Source organism: Vicinamibacterales bacterium, assembly GCA_035699745.1.
In the GTDB taxonomy this organism is placed as follows: Bacteria; Acidobacteriota; Vicinamibacteria; order Vicinamibacterales; family 2-12-FULL-66-21; genus JAICSD01.
Map to the genome: position 1 here is coordinate 1 of DASSPH010000010.1, position 20003 is coordinate 20003.

Annotated in this window: 18 protein-coding genes; 9 read left to right on the forward strand and 9 right to left on the reverse strand. The window is 68.9% G+C overall.

Annotated elements, in window-relative coordinates; genetic code table 11:
* On the forward strand, positions 1–814 hold an 814-nt coding region (locus VFK57_00935; protein HET7694242.1), incomplete at its 5' end, for a hypothetical protein.
* 7 nt (positions 815–821) lie between these two features.
* Positions 822–1790 (forward strand): glycerophosphodiester phosphodiesterase, encoded by a 969-nt coding sequence (locus VFK57_00940; protein ID HET7694243.1) that lies wholly within the window; start codon positions 822–824, stop codon positions 1788–1790.
* Between the two features lie 76 nt (positions 1791–1866).
* On the opposite strand, the gene VFK57_00945 is transcribed toward VFK57_00940, so the two are convergent.
* The 5 genes from VFK57_00945 to VFK57_00965 form a co-directional block, all read right to left on the reverse strand.
* Positions 1867–2562, reverse strand: a complete 696-nt coding sequence (locus VFK57_00945; GenBank protein HET7694244.1) for a response regulator transcription factor — start codon at positions 2560–2562, stop codon at positions 1867–1869.
* Positions 2563–2631: 69 nt separating this feature from the next.
* Positions 2632–3480, reverse strand: a complete 849-nt coding sequence (pstA, locus tag VFK57_00950; protein ID HET7694245.1) for a phosphate ABC transporter permease PstA — start codon at positions 3478–3480, stop codon at positions 2632–2634.
* On the reverse strand, positions 3480–4409 hold the full coding sequence (gene pstC, locus VFK57_00955; protein ID HET7694246.1) for a phosphate ABC transporter permease subunit PstC: 930 nt from the start codon (positions 4407–4409) through the stop codon (positions 3480–3482). Before pstC ends, pstA begins: the two co-directional genes overlap by 1 nt.
* On the reverse strand, positions 4410–5432 hold the full coding sequence (pstS, locus tag VFK57_00960) for a phosphate ABC transporter substrate-binding protein PstS (GenBank protein HET7694247.1): 1023 nt from the start codon (positions 5430–5432) through the stop codon (positions 4410–4412). It lies immediately after the preceding gene.
* A 15-nt stretch (positions 5433–5447) separates the two neighbouring features.
* Entirely contained in the window at positions 5448–6560 is a 1113-nt protein-coding gene (locus tag VFK57_00965) for a hypothetical protein (GenBank protein HET7694248.1), read from the reverse strand.
* An 88-nt stretch (positions 6561–6648) separates the two neighbouring features.
* Between VFK57_00965 and VFK57_00970 the strand changes: the two genes are divergently transcribed.
* Both VFK57_00970 and VFK57_00975 read left to right on the forward strand, forming a co-directional pair.
* Positions 6649–7308 carry a DUF47 family protein gene (locus VFK57_00970; GenBank protein ID HET7694249.1) on the forward strand — a complete coding sequence of 220 codons (660 nt, stop codon included), beginning with the start codon at positions 6649–6651 and terminating at the stop codon, positions 7306–7308.
* Between the two features lie 4 nt (positions 7309–7312).
* Entirely contained in the window at positions 7313–8314 is a 1002-nt protein-coding gene (locus VFK57_00975; GenBank protein HET7694250.1) for an inorganic phosphate transporter, read from the forward strand.
* Between the two features lie 12 nt (positions 8315–8326).
* Here VFK57_00975 and VFK57_00980 read toward each other — a convergent pair whose 3' ends face one another.
* Complete coding sequence (locus VFK57_00980; GenBank protein HET7694251.1) at positions 8327–10084, reverse strand: ATP-binding protein; 1758 nt, start codon at positions 10082–10084, stop codon at positions 8327–8329.
* Entirely contained in the window at positions 10081–10764 is a 684-nt protein-coding gene (locus VFK57_00985; GenBank protein HET7694252.1) for a response regulator transcription factor, read from the reverse strand. The genes VFK57_00980 and VFK57_00985 overlap by 4 nt, the downstream gene beginning before the upstream one ends.
* A gap of 148 nt (positions 10765–10912) precedes the next feature.
* Here VFK57_00985 and VFK57_00990 point away from each other — a divergent pair, with 148 nt between their 5' ends.
* The 3 genes from VFK57_00990 to VFK57_01000 all read left to right on the forward strand — a co-directional run bounded on the left by VFK57_00990 (position 10913) and on the right by VFK57_01000 (position 15529).
* Positions 10913–11503: a hypothetical protein gene (locus VFK57_00990; GenBank protein ID HET7694253.1), complete on the forward strand. Its 591-nt coding sequence runs from the start codon at positions 10913–10915 to the stop codon at positions 11501–11503.
* Between the two features lie 313 nt (positions 11504–11816).
* Positions 11817–14993, forward strand: coding sequence for a TonB-dependent receptor (locus tag VFK57_00995; protein ID HET7694254.1), 3177 nt, complete (start codon positions 11817–11819; stop codon positions 14991–14993).
* A 68-nt stretch (positions 14994–15061) separates the two neighbouring features.
* On the forward strand, positions 15062–15529 hold the full coding sequence (locus VFK57_01000) for a protein-disulfide reductase DsbD domain-containing protein (GenBank protein HET7694255.1): 468 nt from the start codon (positions 15062–15064) through the stop codon (positions 15527–15529).
* 35 nt (positions 15530–15564) lie between these two features.
* On the opposite strand, the gene VFK57_01005 is transcribed toward VFK57_01000, so the two are convergent.
* Both VFK57_01005 and VFK57_01010 read right to left on the reverse strand, forming a co-directional pair.
* Complete coding sequence (locus tag VFK57_01005) at positions 15565–16215, reverse strand: hypothetical protein (protein ID HET7694256.1); 651 nt, start codon at positions 16213–16215, stop codon at positions 15565–15567.
* Between the two features lie 59 nt (positions 16216–16274).
* Positions 16275–17492, reverse strand: a complete 1218-nt coding sequence (locus tag VFK57_01010) for an MFS transporter (protein ID HET7694257.1) — start codon at positions 17490–17492, stop codon at positions 16275–16277.
* An 88-nt stretch (positions 17493–17580) separates the two neighbouring features.
* Here VFK57_01010 and VFK57_01015 point away from each other — a divergent pair, with 88 nt between their 5' ends.
* Positions 17581–18264: a hypothetical protein gene (locus VFK57_01015; GenBank protein HET7694258.1), complete on the forward strand. Its 684-nt coding sequence runs from the start codon at positions 17581–17583 to the stop codon at positions 18262–18264.
* Complete coding sequence (locus VFK57_01020; protein ID HET7694259.1) at positions 18261–19961, forward strand: hypothetical protein; 1701 nt, start codon at positions 18261–18263, stop codon at positions 19959–19961. Before VFK57_01015 ends, VFK57_01020 begins: the two co-directional genes overlap by 4 nt.
* The last annotated feature ends 42 nt before the right edge of the window (positions 19962–20003 follow it).

The window sequence follows — 20003 nt, forward strand, 5'->3', positions numbered from 1 at the left end:
GCGTCCGATCAAAGGATTCGCCGACATCACCTACGCGTTCAACGGCGGCAAGTCGCGCTACAAGGCGTTCCAGACGAAGTTCGAATGGCGCCTGAGCCGCGACGTCACGGTCCTCAGCTCGCTGACGCTCTCGGAAACGAAGGACAACGGCGCGCAGTCGCTCGAGAACTCCAACGGGAACTTCCCGGCGCCGCAGGACTTCCGCAACCTGGACGCCGACTTCGGCCTGTCGGAGTACCACCAGCCGTACAACAGCACGACCAGCTTCGTGTGGACGCTGCCGTTCGGCCGGGGGCAGCGCTGGGGCGCCGGCGTGTCGAGCTGGATGGACGCGGTGATTGGCGGATGGCAGATCGCCGGCGTCAACCGGATCAATGCCGGCGAGCGGGTGACCCTGACCTATGCGCCCGGCGCGACCTTCCTGGTGTCCGGCATCACCCAGGACTTCCGCGGCGCGAACAACTACCGCGCCAACGTGACCTGCGATCCCTACGCGCAGGGAAGCGCGCAGACGATCACCAACTGGTTCAACCGCGACTGTGTCAGCGTGCCGGGGGATCCGAGCCAGCCGTTCGGCAACGCCGGGCGCAATACGGTGGCGGGGCCGCGGTTCTGGCAGCTCGACACCGCGCTCTCGAAGCGGTTCGCGCTCGGCGGGCCGGCGCGCTTCGAGTTCCGCTTCGAGGCGTTCAATCTGCTGAACAAGACGAACTTCCGCGCTCCCAACGGCGTGCGGAGTTCGGGCGCCTTCGGCACGATCACCGGCACCCACGACGCGCGGCAGCTCCAGCTCGGGTTCAAGTTCCTGTGGTAGGCCGCGGATGACCCGGATCTCAGTCGCGCTGCTGCTGATGCTCGCCGCTTCGGCGGCAGCCGAGCGCCCCCTGATCATCGGCCACCGCGGCGCCAGCGGCCATCGTCCCGAGCACACGCTCGCGTCGTACCGCCTCGCGGCGGAAATGGGCGCCGATTACATCGAGCCGGATCTCGTCTCCACCAGGGACGGCGTGCTGATCGCCCGCCACGAGAACGAGATCGGCGCGACCACCGACGTCGCCTCGAAGTTCCCGGATCGGCGCCGCACCAGGACCATCGACGGGCAGTCGATCGAGGGCTGGTTCTCCGAGGACTTCACGCTGGCGGAGATCAAGACGCTGCGCGCGCGCGAGCGGCTGGCGTTCCGATCGCACGACTACGACGGCCGGTTCGAGGTGCCGACGCTCGAGGAAGTGATCGCGCTGGCGAAGCAGCTGGCCAAGGAGCTGGGCCGGCCGATCGGCATTTATCCCGAGACCAAGCATCCCTCGTACTTCCGCGGCCTCGGACTGCCCCTCGAAGAACCGCTGCTCCGCACGCTGGATGCGCACGGCTGGAACGCGCGCGAGGCGCCGGTGTTCATCCAGTCGTTCGAGACCGGGAACCTGCGCGCCTTGCGGCAGAAGACGAAGGTCCGCCTGATTCAGCTCGCCGCGACGGCGGCGGTCGTCGAGGGGGATCGTCTGAAGGACATCGCCGGCTATGCGGACGGCATCGGACCGGAGAAGCGGCTGATCATTCCGGTGAAGGCGGATGGCAGCGTCGGTCCGCCGACGGATCTCGTCGCCCGCGCGCACGCGCTCGGCCTGCTGGTGCACGCCTACACGCTGCGCGTCGACACGCAGTTCCTGCCCGCCGGGTACAACGGCAACGCGGACGAGGAGTTCCGCCAGTTTCGCGCCGCGGGCGTGGACGGCCTGTTCACCGACTTTCCCGACGTCGCCGCGCGGGTCTACGGCGTCGCGCGCCGCTGAGCCGCCTCCGAACGCCGGTGCGGGCATCAGCAAGGTCAGCGAGCGGCCGCCGGTCTCGCGATGAGCCCCGGAGCCGCTACTCGTTGAAGCGGTAGCCGAGGCCGATGACCGTCTCGATCTGGGTGCCGGCGGCCCCGAGCTTGGCGCGCAGCCGGCCCACGTGGACGTCGACCGAGCGCGTTTCGATGAAGCGCTCGTAGCCCCACACCCGCTCGAGCAGGCGCTCCCGCGAGAGCACGCGGGTGCGGTTCTCGACGAGAAATCGGAGCAGCTCGAACTCGCGCCGCGTCAGCCGCACCGCCTGGCCGTCGACGCTGATCGCGACCGCGTCGAAGTCCGCCTCGAGGTGCCGGCCGCGGTAGGTCGCCGGTCTCGGCCGTTCGCCGCTGCCGGCCCGGCGGCGCAGCACGGCGCGCACCCGCGCCCCAAGCTCGCGCAGGCTGAACGGCTTGGTGACGTAGTCGTCGGCGCCGAGATCCAGCCCCGCCACGCGCTGCGACTCGGACGTCCGCGCCGTCAGCATGATGATCGGCAGCTGCGTCGTCTCGGGCCGCTGGCGGAGCATGCGGCAGACCTCGTCGCCGCTCAGCACCGGCAGGTTGAGATCCAGGATGACGAGATCGGGCCGGCGGCTGGCGATCGCGCGGATGGCGTCGTCGCCGCGGCCGACGATCTCCACCGAGCCGTCGCCGGCCCGCTCGAGCGTGTGCTTGATCAGGCCGGCGATGTCCTGTTCGTCTTCCACCACGAGGATGCGGGGCGGTATGGCCACGTCAGCGAACCTATCGAATGCCGGTGTCGGGCGTGTGACGCGGCGGTTAATTGCGGGTTACGGTCACAGTCACGTCCCTCGCTGCATGCGCTCCAGACGCGCCGTCGCGACCCGGGCGACGACCGAGGTCGCCAGCACCATCGCGACCAGCACCAGCGCGCCGGCCCACGCCTGCTCGTGCCATTCAGGATAGGGAGACGTGGCGTAGGTATAGACCTGCACGGTCAGCGTGGAGATCGGCTGGCGCGGATCGGTGGAGAAGAACCCGTTGTTCAGCGACGTGAACAGCAGCGGCGCCGTCTCACCCGCCACCCGCGCCAGCGCGAGCAGCACGCCGGTGATGATGCCGGGCAGCGCTGCCGGCAGCACCACGGTGAAGACGGCGCGCGCCCGCGTCGCGCCGAGCGCCAGCGCCCCTTCGCGCAGCGTGGAGGGCACCAGCAGCAGGAGTTCCTCGGTCGTCCGCATGACGAGCGGCAGCATCATCACGCCGAGCGCGAAGCCGCCGGCGGCGGCAGAGAAGTGGTGGAACGGCAGCACCGCCACGCCGTAGGCGAACACGCCGATCACGATCGACGGCACGCCGTTCAAGGTGTCGGCGGCAAAGCGGATCGCGCTCGAGAAGCGGCTGCCGCGGAATTCGGATGCGTAGACGCCGGCCGTGATCCCGATCGGAATCGCGAACACGGCCCCCAGGCCGGTGACGAGCAGCGAGCCGGCGATGGCGTTCGCCATCCCGCCCGGCGGTTCGCCGATGGGCGCCGGCATCCTGGTGAAGAACCCCCAGCTGATCGCCGCGAGGCCCTGCTTCACGACGTAGAACAGGATGAGCGCGAGCGGCACCAGCGCCAGCAGCACGGCGGCGACGCACAGCATCACGATCGCCTGCGACAGCGCCTTGCGGTAATACGTGCGCATCACGGCGCCTGGCGGGCCGGCTCGAGGACCGGGCGCACGCCCCGCGGACGCGACTGCCGGCCCAGCGACCAGATGAGGGCGCGCGACATGACGTTCACCACGAGGGTGATGACGAACAGGACCAGCCCGATCTCCACCAGCGCGTGCAGGTGCAGCTGCTCGGCGGCCTCGGCGAACTCGTTGGCGATCACCGCCGCCATCGTGTACTGCGGCGCGTAGAGCGACAGCGACACCTGCGGCGTGTTCCCGATCACCATGGTCACCGCCATCGTCTCGCCGAGCGCCCGGCCGAAGCCGAGCATGATCGCGCCGATGATGCCGGTGCGCGCGTAGAAGAGCGCCATGCGGATCGCTTCCCAGCGCGTCGCGCCCAGCGCATACGCGCCTTCGCGCTGCGACTGCGGGACGGCGCGCAGGACCTCCCGCGCCACCGAGGAGCTGAAGGGGACGACCATGATGGCGAGCAGCAGCGCCGCCGACAGCATCCCCAGGCCCAGCGGCGGGCCGCTGAACAGCGGCAGCGATTTCATCCACGCCGGTGTGCCCGCCTCGAGCTGCCGCACGAACGGCACGAGCACGAAGATGCCCCACAGGCCGTAGACGATCGAGGGAATGGCGGCGAGCAGCTCGGTGAGAAACACCAGCGGCCGCTGCAGCCACGCCGGGCAGAGCTCGGAGATGAAGATCGCGATGCCCAGCGCGATCGGCGCGGCGATGATCAGCGCCACGGCCGACGAATACAGCGTTCCCCAGATGAACGGCCGCGCGCCGAACTCACCGGCAATCGGATCCCAGACGTCGGTCTGCCAGAACTGCCAGCCGAACTTCGCGATCGCGAGCCAGGCGTCGGTGACGAGCACGTACGCGATCCCGGCGACGACGGCGATCAGGACGGCGCCGGCAAGCGCCGTTCCGATGCGGAAGGCCATCTACTGGACCTTGATGGTGGCGAGCGTCTTCATCTCCATGTCCACCACGTTCCGGGGCAGCGGCGCGTAGCCCATCTCGCCGGCGAACTTCTGCCCGGCGGTGAGCGCCCATTTCATGAACTCGACCATCGCCTTCGACTGCGCCTTGTCCCTGGGATCCTGATAGAGCAGCAGCCAGGTGAACGACGAGATCGGATAGACGGCGTCGCCGGGCGCGTTGGTAATCGACACGCGATAGTCCGCCGGCATCTGCTTGGCCGCGGCGGCTGCCGCCGCGGTCACCGCGTCGATCGACGCCTTGACGAACTTGCCGTTCATGTTCTGCACCGATCCGTAGGGCGTCCTGGTCTGGAGCGCGTAGATCAGCTCGACGTAGCCCAGCGCGCCCGGCGTCTGCTTGACGATCGCCGCGACGCCGTCGTTCTTCGCCGCCGCCACGCCGACCGGCCATTTCGCCGACGTGCCGACGCCGACGGTCTTCTTGAAGTCCGGGGACACCTTCGCCAGGAAGTCCAGCCAGATGTAGGTCGTGCCCGAGCCGTCGGAACGGTGCGCGACGACGATGTCGGTGTCGGGCAGCTTGACGCCCTGATTGAGCGCCGTCAGCGCCGGATCGTTCCACTTCGTGATCTTCCCCAGGAAGATGTTGGCGAGCACCGGCCCGCTGAACTTCAGCTCCTGGCTCACCCCCGGCAGGTTGTAGATCGGAACGACGGCGCCGAGCACGGTCGGCAGGTGCAGGATCCTGCCGGCCGCCGCCTGCAGCTGTTCGTTGGTCATCGGTCCATCCGTCGCGCCGAAGAATACCGTCCGCTCGGTGATCTGGCGGATGCCGGCGCCGGATCCGAGCGGCTGATAATTGATCCGGACGTTGCCGTGCTGCCGGTTGTACTCGGCGAACCACTTCTGATAAATCGGCGCCGGGAACGTCGCCCCCGCTCCGTTGATGGTGATCGTCTGCGCGGCGAGCGTCGCGCCCGCGAGGGTCACGGCGGCGGCCGCGGCATACAGGAACTGCTTCACGTATCCTCCGTTGGGTTAGAAACCGACGTACGCGTGTAGTGCGAAACGGCGCTGCGTCGGCTGCGCCGTCGAGAACCCGTCGAACGTGGCGTTGTCGACATCGAGCATCAGCGCCGTCGCCACGCTTCCCTGGTGCGGAAACCAGTAGGCGACGCCGGCGATGGTGCGCTCGCGCACCTGGCGGTCGAGCGTGGTGTCCGGCACGTTGTGATCGAAGCGGAGCAGCCCTTCCCACCCGCTCGGGTGCCTGGGATTGACGAAGACCGACCAGCCGCGCCCTTTGACGGCGGTGCGCGTCGTCGAGGGCTGGTCCGTGGTGGTCTGGTACTCGAACGCGCCGCTGACGGACGGATGCTCGTAGCTGGCGGCGACCAGCGCGCGGGTGCGGTCCGCGTTCCTGACGTAGGCGTCCTTGTTGAGGAAGCCCGTGAACCGCAGTCCGCGGAGCAGTGCATGCCTCGGCAGCGGCCGGACCGTGCCGCGGATCATGAACGCCTTCTGATCGTTGACCTCGGCGCGGTTGTAGTTCTCGCCGTTGAAGAAGCCGGTCTGGACGTCGCCGTAGCTCCCCGGCAGGCTGTAGCGGAACGCCGCGCCCACATCCGCGGACGACTGGTAGCCTTCGCGCTCCGTGAAGATCGTGCCCTGGAAGCGGTAGCGGTAGACCGACTCGAAGAAGTCGAAGTAGGGGTTCTGCTGCATCCCGAAGCGCGCGAACGAGCCGCGGGTCATGTAGTCGTCGAGGTTCCACTGCGCGTAGGCGTACTTCAGGCGGAAGGTGTAGCTGCCGTTCAGCGAGCTGCCGGCGCCGGTCTCGCGGGCGATGTCGGGCGTGAGGCGGAAGGCGATGCGGTGCGAGATGCTGCCGGTGACGTTGAGATAGCTGCGGCCGATCTGGAACTGGTTCAGCGTGACTCGGTTGCCGTCGGCGTCCGTGATCTGCGGCTGCTGCTGGATCGTGTAGTCGGCGAAGATCGTCGCGCCGACGCGGATCGACGGCGTGTCATCGGGCGGCGTGTAGCCGGCGGCGGGTGTGACCTGCGCCGACCCGGGCGCGGCAGCGGCGGTCACGCACGCGGCGAGCGCCGCGACGCGAAGACGGGAGCGGGTGCGATGGCTGAGGAACATGTTCTCCAGACGTTAGCGGCGGCGCATTTCGCCCGAATGACCGCGATGTTTCACGCGCGTTAAATGACGCGGCGCTGAAGGCAAGGCAATGACCGATCTGATAGGATCCCCGGGATCGGAGGGGGTGCGGGTGGCATTCAGGCTGATACCGAAGGAAGAGCGCTTCTACGACGACTTCACGGCGATGGCCGAGCAGATCCGCGTGGGGGCCGGCCTCCTCGACGAGATGCTCGCCCCCGAGAGACCCATCTGGGACAAGGCCGACGAGATCAAGGAGATCGAGCACAAGTGCGATTTCCTGACGCACGAGATCATCCAGCGCCTCAACCGGACGTTCGTCACCCCGCTCGATCGCGAAGACATTCACACCCTCGCCCGATCGCTGGACGACGTGATGGACGCGATCGACGCGTCGGCGACGATCCTGCGGCTGTATCACATCGACCACGTCCGGCTCGGCGCGCGCGAGCTGGCGCGGCTGGTCCGCGACTCGGCCGAGCAGGTGGTCTGCGCCATGCGCGCGCTGGAGAAGCGGCGCGGCGTCGCCGAGTGCGCCGTCGAGATCAACCGCCTCGAGAACGAAGCGGACCGCGCCCACCAGGCCGCGGTCCAGGCGCTCTTCAAGGACGAGAAGGACGCCATCGCCGTCATCAAGTGGAAGGAGATTCTGGACTTCCTCGAACAGGCCACCGACCGCTGCGAAGACGTGGCCAACGTCCTCGAAGGCGTCGTCGTGAAGCACGCCTGAGCGGATGGATTCGAATCTCCTCGCTGTCATCGCGCTGATCTTCGTCGCGCTCGCGTTCGACTACATCAACGGCTTCCACGACGCGGCGAACTCCATCGCCACCGTCGTGTCGACGCGGGTGCTCAGCCCCGGCAAGGCGGTGATCTGGGCGGCGTTCTTCAACTTCGTCGCCGCGTTCACCTTCGGCACCGCGGTGGCGAAGACCGTCGGCTCGGGACTCGTCGACCTGCGGATCGTCACCTTCTCGGTGATCTTTGCCGGGCTGATGGGGGCGATCATCTGGGATCTGATCACCTGGTATTACGGGCTGCCGACCAGCTCGTCGCACGCGCTGATCGGCGGCTACGCCGGGGCGGCGGTGGCGAAGGCGGGGATCGCCGCGATCCTGCCCGGCGGCTGGACCAAGACGCTGCTGTTCATCGTGCTCGCGCCGATGATCGGGATGGCGCTCGGGTTCCTGCTGATGGTGCTGATCCTGTGGATCTTCCACCGGACCTCGCCGGGGCGCGTCGATCACTGGTTCCGCCGGCTGCAGCTGCTGTCGGCCGCGGCCTACAGCCTCGGCCACGGCGGCAACGACGCCCAGAAGACGATGGGCATCATCGCCGGCGTGCTGTTCGCCGGCGGCTACATCCCGGCGTTCCGCATCGACGTGTGGGTCGTCCTCTCGGCGCACGCGGCCATCGCGCTCGGCACGCTCTCGGGCGGCTGGCGCATCATTCACACGATGGGATCGAAGATCACCAAGCTGCAGCCGGTGGGCGGCTTCGCCGCGGAAACCGCCGGCGCGATCTCGCTGTTCACCGCCACCCACCTCGGCGTGCCGGTCAGCACGACGCACACGATCACCGGCGCGATCATCGGCGTCGGATCGATCCGCCGCCTGTCCGCCGTCCGGTGGGGGGTCGCCGGCCGGATCGTCTGGGCCTGGGTGCTGACGATCCCGATGTCGGCGTTCATCGCCGCGCTGACCTACTACGTCGTGGCGTTCACCATCGCCCCCTGAGCGCGCGCCCGCTCACCCCGGCAGGTCGATCGTGAACACCGCGCCATGGTCGCGGCGATTCGCGGCGTACACGCGGCCGCCGTGCAGCTCGACGAGATGCCGCACGATCGACAGGCCCAGCCCGGTGCCTCCCGGATCCTTGCCGCCGCGGGTGCGCGACTTGTCGACGCGGTAGAAACGTTCGAAGACGCGCTGCAGGTCCGCCGGAGGCATCCCCGGCCCCTCGTCCGACACGCTGATCAGCATGCGGGATTGCTCGCGCCGGCTTTCCAGCACGATCCGCCCGCCTTCCGGTGAATGATTCGCGGCGTTCTCGAGCAGGTTGCGCAGCGCGTCCTGGAGCTTGGCCGGATCCCCCGCCACAGTGGACGCGTCGCCGGCGATGCGCCGCGCGACCGTCACCCGCTTCGCCGCGAGCAGTTCGGCGACATCGGTCTGGACGGCGTTGAACAGGCTGTCCACAGAACAGAGGACACGTTCGAGTCCTTCCTGTCCCGCGTCGAGCCGCGCCAGGCGCAGCAGGTCGCGGACCAGCCGTTCCATGCGCATGGTGTGGCGCGCGACGATCTCCAGAAACCGTCGCGATTCTTCCGGCGTCGAGTCGGCGAGCGCTTCGACGTAGCCGCGGATCGCGGTGAGCGGCGTACGCAGCTCGTGCGAGACGTTGGCGACGAAGTCGCGGCGGATCTGATCGGCGCGCCGCAGGTCGGTGATGTCGTGCAGCACGACGACGGCGCCGCGGCCGGGGGAGATGTCGACCGGCGCGGTGCGCGCCATGAGGATCATGTTGGCGTCGCGCAGCCCCGTCAGCTCGACGCTGTCGGCGGGACGGCCGCCAAGCGCGGCGGCGATCTGCTGCGCGACCGCCGGGTGGCGCACGATTTCCGGGTACTGCCGGCCTTCCGCGGCGGCGTCGATCTGCAGCATCCGTCTGGCGGCATCGTTGGCGAGCTGCAGCCGCCCGTGCTCGTTGACGACGAGGACCCCTTCGACCATCCCGGAGAGAATCGCCGCCATCCGCGCGCGATCGGCCTCGAGGCCGGCCAGCCGCCCGGCGAGATCGCGCGTCAGGGAATCGAGCATGCGCGCGACGGCGCCGATCTCGTCGTGGGCATAGTCTGGGACGGTCGGGGCGAAGTTGCCCGCCGCGTACCGTGTCGCGCGCTCCTCGATCGATCGGATGCGCCGGGCCAGCGGCGCCGAGAACACCCACGTGAGCAGGATCGCGGCGATGATGCCGACGCCGAAGCCGAGCGCGGCGAGCGAGCGCAGCGACGAGAGCTGGCGATCGACGCCGGTCAGCGGAAGCGCCAGGCGCACGAACGCGAGCGCCGGCATGCCCGGGTTCCGCACCGGGATGGCGACGTACATCATGTCGGTGCCGATCGTGGTGCTGTGCCGCTGCGCCGTGCCGAGGCCCCGATCCCGCGCCGTCACGATCTCGGGGCGTTCGGCATGGTTCTCGACCGATCGCAGCTGTTCCGCGGTCAGGTCCGAATCGCCGATGACGCGGCCGTCGCCGGCGATGAACGTCACCCGCGCGTCGAGGATGCGGCTGAGCGCATCGGCCTCGCCGTCCAGCTCGATGTCGGTCGCGGCGGCGTGGTGCGCCAGCATCTCCGCCGCCATCCGCGCCTGGATCGCCAGCTCGCCGGCGATCCGGTGTTCCAGGCTGCGCCGCACCGACCACGAGACGAGCGCCGTCGCGACCAGCACCGCCAGCGCCGCGGCGGCCAATGCGGTGAAGAACAGCTTGGCGCGGAAGGTCACCGGTCGTCGAGCCTGTAGCCGAACTGCTTGACGGTGACGATCGCGTCGGCCAGATACGGCAGCTTCTCGCGCAGCCGCCGGATGTGCACGTCCACCGTTCGCGTGCCGCCGGTGTACTGGTACCCCCAGACGTCGGTCAGCAGCACGTCGCGCGAGAGGACGCGGCCGCGGTGCTCGATCAGGTATTGCAGCAGGAGGAACTCCTTTGCGGTGAGCTTCACCTCCACGCCGTCGACCTGCACCGTGTGCCGGTCGAGGTCGATCGCGATCGGTCCGAACACGAGTCCGCCGGCGGCGGGCGCGGCGGCGCGCTGCACGCGGCGGAGCAGCGCCGCGACGCGCGCCGTCAGCTCGCGCGGGCTGAACGGCTTGGTCACGTAGTCGTCGGCGCCCAGCTCCAGTCCGGCGATCCGCTCCGACTCCTCGCCGCGCGCCGTCAACATGATGATCGGCACCGCCGCGGTGACCGGATCGGCGCGCAGCGCCTGACACACGAGCAGGCCGTCCATGCCCGGCAGCATGAGATCGAGCACGATCAGATCCGGCAGGGCTGTTTTCGCCGAGGCCAGCGCCGTCGACCCGGAAAAGAGCGTGTCGACCGTGTGTCCCGCGCGGGTGAGATACAGCGCGATCAACTCGGCGATGTCCCTTTCGTCCTCGACGACCAGGATCCGGCTCATGCGCGGCTGTTCTCCTCGCGGTGCACCGGTGACCCACCCGGAGGACAGTCGCGGTTCAGCTGAGTGCCCAAAGGCACGAAAACAGGCCGGAAAACGCGGGTCCACGGTGGCATCGAGGTTGATGAAAGGAGGGACAACGGAGGGGATTATGACACTGCAGAACATTCGTCAGAAGGGCGCGGCGGCGGCCGCGGTGGTCGGGCTGGGAGCGCTCCTCGTCGGATGCTCTCGTGACGGGGTCAGCGCCGCGCAGATGGCCGGGGTTTCGGCGGCTGCGCCGCCCATGTCGGTGAGCTGCGAGCCGAACCAGCGCGCCGTCGTCCGGCAGGTTCCGGTGAACGGCGCGTTCCAGTCACAGGTGCAGTGCGAGTCGGTCGTGCCGTCCGCTTTCGCACCCGCAGGGACGGCCGGCACCGTCGGCGCGATGGCGCCCGCGTACCAGCAGGTCGCGTATGCGCCGGTCGCGCCGCTCGACAACACGCAGCTCGTGCGGACCGCGTACCCGCAGCAGACGGTCGTGACGCGTGAGGTCGCCCCGCGGCGCGTCGTGACGCAGCGGGTCGAGCGGGTGTCGCGCCCGACGCGCTCGGTCAAGAAGAGCGCGATCATCATCGGGTCGTCCGCGGGCGTGGGCGCCGGCGTCGGCGCGGCTATCGGCGGCAAGAAGGGAGCCGGCATCGGCGCCCTGATCGGCGGCGGCAGCGCGGCGATCTGGGATCAGATCACCCGCCGGAAGTAGCCGGGAACCAGGGATCGGGGATCGGGAATCGGGGATCAGGGATCAGGGATCAGGGATCAGAGATCAGGGATCGGGGATCGGGGATCGGGGATCGGGGATCGGGGATTCCCGGTCCTCGAACCTCGCTCCTCGAACCTCGCTCCTCGAACCTCGAACCTCGCCCCTCGCCCCTCGAATCCTCCCAATTTCGTCACCCTCAGAAGCGTCTTCGCCCCGTCACATAGGGCTTTGATCCCGCAGCTCAACAAGCATAGAATCCCGTCACTCTTATCAAAAAAAGAGGCTTGTGCATTTCTCTGTGGAGGAGGGACGGATGAAACATTACGCCTGGTTAATAGGCGTTCTTGCGCTATGCCTGTCGGCGACGACAGGCGCCTACGCGCAGGAGCAGTCGGCGTCGATCCAGGGGGTCGTCGCGGACACCTCGGGAGCCGTGTTGCCCGGTGTCACCATCGAAGCGCGCAGTCCATCGGTGGTCGGCGTGAGCACGACGACGTCGGACGAGCGCGGCATCTACCGCTTTCCGGCGCTGCCGCCGGGACGCTACGAACTCACCGCGAGTCTGTCCGGCTTCGCGACCAAGAAGCTGAGTGACGTCGACCTGCTGCTCGGCCAGGCGCTGAAGATCGATCTGCAGCTGGCGCTGGCAAGCGTCAGCGAATCGGTGCAGGTCACGGGCGAGAGCCCGATCATCGACGTCAAGCAGAACGCCGCCACGGCGAGCATCACGCAGGATCTGATGGAACGGATCCCGCGCGGCCGCAACTTCACCACCATCCTCAACACCGCCCCCGGCACCAACGACGAAAGCCGCAACGGCGGGAACCAGATCGACGGGTCCAGCGGCTCCGAGAACCGCTTCGTCGTGGACGGCATGGATACGACGAACCTGCGGACCGGCGTCTCCGGCAAGACCGTGTTCACCGACTTCCTCGCCGAAGTCCAGGTGAAGTCCTCGGGGTACGCCGCGGAGTACGGCGGCTCGACCGGCGGCGTCGTCAATGCCATCTCGAAGAGCGGCAGCAACAGCTTCCGCGGCAGCGGCGGCGCGTACTATCGCAATGAGAAGATGCAGTCGGCGCCGCGCAAGGGCTGGCGCATCAACCCGTTCACCGACTGCACGGCCAACACCTGCAGCGGCACGCCGGAGTTCGTCGCCACGCCTGATGCGCCGTTCACGAACTGGAACCCGATCGGGGATCTCGGCGGTCCGATTTTCCAGAATCGTGCCTGGTTCTACGGCGGCATCAGCTACGACCGCACGGATACCGAACGGAGGACGACGTTCCGTAACTCGCCGGCGCCGTATGTCACGAAGACGCTGTCCACGTGGAGCGACTCGAAGTACTACAACGGCAACATCTCGACGCAGCCCACCAACAACACGCGCCTGCGTTTCAGCACGGCGTTGACGCGCTCGGCGAACCGCGGCACGTTCACGAACTTGAACGTTCAGCCGGACGGCTCGTTCTTCGCCGACGGCACGCCGACGAACGGCTTCAATACCGCGACCTGGGACGCGACCGAGGAACGGTTCAAGGATCGGTGGGAGCGGACCGGCAGCAACAGCCGCAACGATCTCTACGTCGGCGACTTCAACTGGACGATGACCTCGAGGCTGCTCCTCAACGTCAATTCCGGCTATTGGGCGACCGACACCTGGAGTCCTGAAGCGTTTGCCGGCGACCAGATCATCCACTCGTTCAACGGCACCAACTGCGATCCGCTGGGCGGCACCTGTCCGTTCCCGGAGACGCCCGAGTCGCTGCGCCGCATCCAGGGCTTCAGCGACAACAAGTCGACCTCACGGACCGTGCAGGATCTCTACGCGCGCACCCACGTGAACACCAACCTGACGTGGTTCAAGAGCGGCTGGGGCGGCGAGCACCAGTTCAAGCTCGGCGCGCGCGTCGAGCGGCTCCAGAACCGAGTCAACTCGGGGGCGCAGCAGCCGACGATCACCTTGTTCTGGAACCAGGCCTACGCCGCGCTGGACGGCCGCACGGTGCGCGGTCCCTACGGCTACTACCAGGTGAGCCGCGGCGTCGTGACCAACGGCGAGGTCAACTCGAACAACTGGGGCTTCTGGGTGCAGGACAGCTGGACGGTGCGCCGCAACCTCACCATCAACGCCGGTCTCCGCACCGAGAACGAGAACACGCCCTCGTTCCGCAATGAGTTCCCCGGCATCTCGTTCGGGTTCGCCGAGAAGCTCGCGCCGCGCGTCGGCTTCGCCTACGACATCAAGGGCGACAGCCGCTGGAAGGCATACGGCAGCTACGGCCGCTACTTCGACGTGACCAAGCTCGAGATGCCGCGCGGCTCGTTCGGCGCGGAGCACTGGATCCAGTACTTCTGGACCCTCGACACGCTCGACTGGACCGGCATCAACTGCCAGGAGGGACCGACCGGCTGCCCCGGCACCTACATCGAGCAGAACGATCGCCGTCACCCGGCCAACGAACCGGATCCGAAGCTGGCCGCCTACTTCGGCCGCGAGCAGAACACGATCGATCCGGACATCAAGCCGGTGCGCACCGGCGAGATCACGCTGGGCCTCGATCACGAGCTGAACCGGACGATGTCGGTCGGCGTGCGCTACGTGCACAAGTGGCTCGATCGCACGATCGAGGACGTCGGCATCCTCGTGCCCGGCGTCGGCGAGGTCTTCTTCATCGCCAATCCCGGCGAAGGCGTGGCGGAGCAGATCCTGCCCAAGCCCGCGCCGGTGCTCCCGGCCGCGCAGCGCGACTACGACGGCGTCGAGTTCCGTCTCACGCGCCGCCTCGCCAACCGCTGGTCGATGATCGGCAGCTACACCTGGAGCCGGCTGTTCGGCAACTACGGCGGTCTGGCCAGTTCGGACGAGAACGGCCGCACCAGCCCGAACGTCGAGCGCTACTTCGACGGCATGTACCTGCTGTTCGACAAGACCGGCACGCCGGTCTACGGCCTGCTGCCGACCGATCGCCCGCACTATTTCAAGCTGCAGGCGACCTACGATCTGCCGTGGGGCACCAATGTCGGCATGCTGGGCTATCTCGCGTCGGGCGGTCCGCTGTCCACCGCGGTCAACCTGCTCGGCTACAACCCGACCTTCGTCAACGGCCGCGGCGACCTCGGGCGGCTGCCGTGGAACTCGCAGATCGACCTGTTCCTGCAGCACGATTTCCGGTTGATGCGCGGCCACCGCGTCGCGGTCAACCTGAACATCGACAACCTGTTCGATCAGGCTGCCGTGCTGAACCAGAACACGTCGCCGTACCGCGACTCGATGAGCGTCCCCTCGTCCATCGCGTCGTCCACGACGACGCCGGGGGTGCTCTCGGCGCGTGACAACTACCTGCTGAACACGGGCTACGATCCGGCGTTCCTCGCCGCGGCCATGCGGACCGCGGGCAGCCGGATGCGCGACAACTCGCTCTACGGCAAGCCCTCGAGCTTCCAGGGCCGCCGCCAGCTGCGCCTCGGGTTCAAGTACACGTTCTGATCAGTGACCGGTAACCGGTAACCGGTAACCAGTTGCCGGTTACCGGTTACCGCGACCTACAATGTCCCATGGCCGCGTGGCTCTTCGTGGCGTGGGTCGCCGCTCAGGCGACGCTGGCGCCGAAGCCGATCGAGACGAAACACGTGACGGTGAGGACGTCAGCCGGACCGATGGGGTCGGGAAAGCTGCTCCTCCACGTCGACGTCACGCCGCGCGACAAGATGCGCGTCTACGCGCCAGGGCAGCCTGGCTACATCGCCATCGAATTGAAGCTGGATGCGGACGCACCGGTGACCGCGTCAGGAAAGCCGAAGTACCCCGCCGGCGAAAAGCTGTTCATGCCGGCGCTCAACGAAACGCAACTCGTCTACAGCACACCGTTCCGCATCACACAGGAAGTCACGCCGCGGGCCGTCCCGGATCGCGCCCCGGTCATCAGGGGCTCGCTTCGGTATCAGGCGTGCGACGATGCGATCTGCTACAAACCGGCGACGATCGCACTCAGCTGGCCGATCCCGAACTCCGAGCCGCGGTAAGCGCGCGGAGAGCGGACAGCGGCAGGCGCCTCCGCCTACGCCATCGCGAGCCACGCGACGCCGAGCACGATCGACGACACCCCGACGAGCGCGCCGGCGGCGTGGCCCACGCGCTGGAGCGCGCGCGTGGAGAGCAGTCCCGCCAGCGCCACCCCGAACAGCAGCATCGACGCCAGGATGCCGATCGCGAAGACGGCGATCATCGCGAGCAGCTGCGACAGCGGCGCGGCAGCCAGGTTGTCGCCGAACGGCGTCAGCATCGCCAGCGCGCGCAGGCTGCTGATCGCGAACGCCGCGCCAATCAGCGCCGGCACGTGCGAGGGGTGTGCGGCGTGCCCGGGATGCGCCGCGTGCGGCGGATCCGCGCCGGCTTTGCGCCGCCACAGGTGCTGCAGCGTCAGCAGCCCCATCGCAATCAGGAGGCCGCCGCCCAGCATTTCGCCGCCGCGCTCCACGTGCGGCGGAATCGACCAGCCGGCCAGGACGATGACGCCGGCGCCGAGCCCCAGGAGGAGCGCGTGGCCGGCGGCGAACCGCGCGGCGATGCCGAGCGCGGACGCGCGGCGCGCCGCGGCCGATCGATCGCCGGTGCGGCCGTCGACCGACAGCGCCGCGATCGCCATCAAATGATCGCCGCCAAGGCCGTGGAGAAACCCGAGCGCGACCGCGGAGAGCAGCAGGAACACGACGAACGATTATAGTGCGCTCGCTCCTCGATCCTCGCTCCTCGTTCCTCGGTCCTCGATCACAGCTCCCGCACGCCGTGGCTGCGGACCAGGAAGTAGAGCGCGACGCCGACAATGAGCACCCCGTTGACGGCGAGCACCGCCGGCGCCGAGGTCCAGCTCGCGGCGTAGCCCGCGGCGAGGCTGCCAAGCGGCATCCCGCCGCGGAACGCCACCATGTAGATGCTCATCACGCGGCCGCGCAGATGGTCAGGGACGATCAGCTGCACCAGCGACGCCGTCATCGAGAACGTCATCAGCAGCGTGGCGCCGGTGAGGAAGAGCAGCAGGTTGCTCAGCCACGGCACCCGCGACAGCGCGAACGCGGTGACCAGCGCGCCGAACAGCGCGAGAATCGTCAGCAGCGTCCAGCCCATGTGACGGAAGCGTCCGAGCCACGCCGTCACCAGGGCGCCGCAGACCGCGCCGGCGCCTGAATACGCCATCATGTGGCTGAAGCGGTTGATGTCGCCGCCGAACACATCCTTCGCGAACACCGGCAGGAACGTCAGCAGCGGCAGGCCGAGAAACGTCGTCAGGCCGCCGAGCGCGGTGAGCGCCACGATCGCCGGCTCCCCTCTGGCGTAGCGCAGGCCGCCGCGCAGCTCGTCGAGCAGCGGCTTCTGCCCGGCGGGCTTGACGTGCGCGTGCGCGAGGCCGAGCAGCGCGAAAATCACCACCAGAAACGACAGCCCGTTCAGGCCGAAGCAGACGGCGCTGCCCCATGCCGCCAGCGTCGCGCCGGCGAGCAGCGGCCCGATCACCCGCGCCAGGTTGAACTGGATCGAGTTGAGCGCGATCGCGTTGGGCAGATCCTTCTTCTCGACCAGCGAGGGAATCAGCGCCTGATATGCCGGGCCGCCGAACGCCTGCCCGAGACCGGCGACGAACGACAGCGCGAGGATCCAGGCGACGTGCACCGCGTCGAAGAACACCAGCGCCGCGAGCGTGAACGCGGTCGACATCTGCACGATCTGCGATCCGATCAGCACCTGGCGGCGATCGTGGCGATCGGCGACGACGCCGCCGACGAGCGTCAGCAGCAGGATTGGCAGCTGGCCGAGAAAATCGTCGAGCCCGAGGTAGAACGACGACCCGGTCAGGTCGAAGACCAGCCACGCCTGAGCCACCTTCTGCATCCAGTTGCCGACGGTGGAGGTGAAAGCGCCGAGCCAGAGAATCCGGAAGTCGCGATAGCGGAAGGCGGCGAGGGCGCGGCTGACGACGGCGTGCAACAAACCGCACTTATTCTACAACTTAGCGCGATGCTTGATCGGCGTCTGGTCCGGGCATATACTGCGCCTCGGAAGGCGAAGAAAAAGCGAAATGCGAGCCGCCCTCGAATCCCTCCTGCGCGCCCGGAAGCTCGACGTGACGTTGACGCTCCCTGACGAGGCGCCGCCGCCGGACCGGTTCGCGCCGACCGGGGATGCGCCGCTCGACGCCGCGCTCGGGGGGGGATTGCGGCGCGGCCACGTGTCGGAGATCGTCGGCGCGCCGTCGACCGGGCGCACATCGCTGATGGTGCGGGCGCTGGCGGCCGCGGCCGATCGCGGCGAGGCCGTGGCGCTGGCGGATGCCCGCGATACGTTCGATCCGGCGAGCGCGGCGGCGCACGGGCTGGCGCTGGCGCGGCTGCTCTGGGTCCGCCCCTCGCTGTCGACGGCGGCGGCGGCGGATGTCGAGGCCACGCGCGCGCTGAAGGCGTTCTCGCTGATGCTGCAGGCGGGCGGGTTCGGGCTCGTGGTGCTGGACCTGGCCGACGTCCCGCTCGCGGTGCTGCGCCGGTGTCCGTGGTACCGCACGTCCGCCACCTGGATGCGCCTCGCGCGCAGCGTCGAAGGCACCGACACGGTGGCGCTGGTCGTGGGCGGCGAGCACGTCGCGCGCAGTTCGGGCGGGGCGACGATCGCGTGCGACGCGGTGCCCGGCCGCTGGCAGGGGACCGCCGATCGCGCGCGCGTCTTCGCCGGCGTGGATCCATCCCCGCGCGTGGTATCGGCGCGATGACCGTCCCGTCGTACGACGATCTGACACCCGGAATCCCGGATGTCCTCGACGCCGATACCGCGCAGCGGCTGACCTCGGTGCTGCGCGAGCTGCCGGCTGCCGGCGGCCGGCTTCCAGCTTCCGGCGGCCGGCTTCCGGCTGCCGGCGGCCGGCTTCCGGCGGCCGGCTTCTTTGCGTGCTTACGGCTGGCAGACGTGGACGCCGGGAGCCGGCCGCTCGAGACCCTGCTCGCCATCGCGCGCGATTTTTCGCCGCGCGTCCGGCAGGTCGGCGCGCGCGACGTGCTCCTCGACGTGTCCGGGCTCGGGCGGTTGATCGGCGAGCCGGCGGAGATCGCGCGGCAGCTCACGCGCGCGCTCGACGGCGCGGGGGTGCGCGGCGGCGTGGCGCTGGCGCCGACGCAGACCGTCGCGCGGCTGCTGGCGCATGCGGCAACGGCCCACGGGCCGACGCTCCGGCACACCGATCACAACGCCCACGACGATCAACCCCAGGGGCTTTGTGGTCGTCGTGATCTTCGTGGCCTTTGTGCCGGAGCGTGTGGTCGTGGACCCTGGCTGCAACTGCCCGTCGAACTGCTGCGGGAGCTGGAAGTCCTTCCCCCGGCCATCAACCATCGCGATCGCGATCGGCCGTACGAGATCTTCGAGACGTGGGGGATTGCCACGCTCGGCGATCTCGCGGCGCTCCCGGCGGGGGAGCTGTCGTCGCGCCTGGGCCGTCGCGGCGTGGCGCTGCATCGGCTGGCGCGCGGGCTGGATCCGGCGCCGTTCGTGCCGGACGCGGAGACGCCGCGCTGGATCGGGCGGCTCGAGCTCGAATGGCCGATCGACGCGCTCGAGCCGCTGTCGTTCGTGTTCGCGCGGCTGCTCGATCCGCTGACCGCCGCGCTGGAGCGCGCCGATCGCGGCGCCGCGGCGATCCGTCTCGAGCTGCGCCTGACCGATCGCACGACGGAGACGCGGCTGCTGCAGCTCCCCGCCGCGATGCGCGACCCGCGCGTGCTGCGGACGCTGCTGCTGCTCGATCTCGAGTCGCATCCGCTGTTCGCCGCGGCCAGCGAGGTAATGGTCGACGTCGTGACGATCGAGCTCGACCCCGCGCCGGCTCGCGTCACCCAGTTCTCGCTGCTGCAGCGCGCGCTGCCGTCGCCGGAAACGCTGTCGACGCTCACCGCGCGCCTGGCGGCGCTGGTCGGCGACGCGCGCGTCGGATCGCCGGTGCTGCTGGATTCCCATCGGCCGGATGCATTCGCGATGGCCGGCTTCACACCGGACACGCCCGACCTCGAGCCCGGGCGTGCTGGTGCATCACGCCGCCCGCCGGTTCTCCGCCGGCAACGCGGTTCCATCGCGCTGCACGTGAGCGTCGAGCACGGACGTCCGGTTCACATCGCGTCATCACGGCGCGGCATTCCGTACGGCGCGATCACGCAGGCCGCCGGACCGTGGCGCACATCGGGCGGCTGGTGGCTGCCCGGAGCCGAAGTCTCGCCGAAGCCGCGCAGCGGCGCCGGGGACGCAGTCTCGCCAACGCCGCGACGCCACGCGGCGGACGGAGTCTCGCCGAAGCCGCGGAGCGGCGAAGGCGGATGGAACCGCAACGAGTGGGACGTCGCGCTGACCGGCGGCGCCGTCTGCCGCATCTATCAGGACCGCGCAACCGACCGGTGGTTTCTCGAGGGCGTCTATGACTGACGCCCCGCGCACTGACGCACTGCGCACTGACGCACTGCGCAC

Coding starts and splice junctions, on each gene's coding strand:
- VFK57_00970 (HET7694249.1), top strand. CDS start 6,649: ATGACCGATCTGATAGGATCCCCGGGATCGGAGGGGGTGCGGGTGGCA.
- VFK57_00940 (HET7694243.1), top strand. CDS start 822: ATGACCCGGATCTCAGTCGCGCTGCTGCTGATGCTCGCCGCTTCGGCG.
- pstA (HET7694245.1), bottom strand. CDS start 3,480: ATGCGCACGTATTACCGCAAGGCGCTGTCGCAGGCGATCGTGATGCTG.
- VFK57_00975 (HET7694250.1), top strand. CDS start 7,313: ATGGATTCGAATCTCCTCGCTGTCATCGCGCTGATCTTCGTCGCGCTC.
- VFK57_00965 (HET7694248.1), bottom strand. CDS start 6,560: ATGTTCCTCAGCCATCGCACCCGCTCCCGTCTTCGCGTCGCGGCGCTC.
- VFK57_00995 (HET7694254.1), top strand. CDS start 11,817: ATGAAACATTACGCCTGGTTAATAGGCGTTCTTGCGCTATGCCTGTCG.
- VFK57_01000 (HET7694255.1), top strand. CDS start 15,062: ATGGCCGCGTGGCTCTTCGTGGCGTGGGTCGCCGCTCAGGCGACGCTG.
- VFK57_01015 (HET7694258.1), top strand. CDS start 17,581: ATGCGAGCCGCCCTCGAATCCCTCCTGCGCGCCCGGAAGCTCGACGTG.
- VFK57_00985 (HET7694252.1), bottom strand. CDS start 10,764: ATGAGCCGGATCCTGGTCGTCGAGGACGAAAGGGACATCGCCGAGTTG.
- pstC (HET7694246.1), bottom strand. CDS start 4,409: ATGGCCTTCCGCATCGGAACGGCGCTTGCCGGCGCCGTCCTGATCGCC.
- VFK57_00990 (HET7694253.1), top strand. CDS start 10,913: ATGACACTGCAGAACATTCGTCAGAAGGGCGCGGCGGCGGCCGCGGTG.
- VFK57_01020 (HET7694259.1), top strand. CDS start 18,261: ATGACCGTCCCGTCGTACGACGATCTGACACCCGGAATCCCGGATGTC.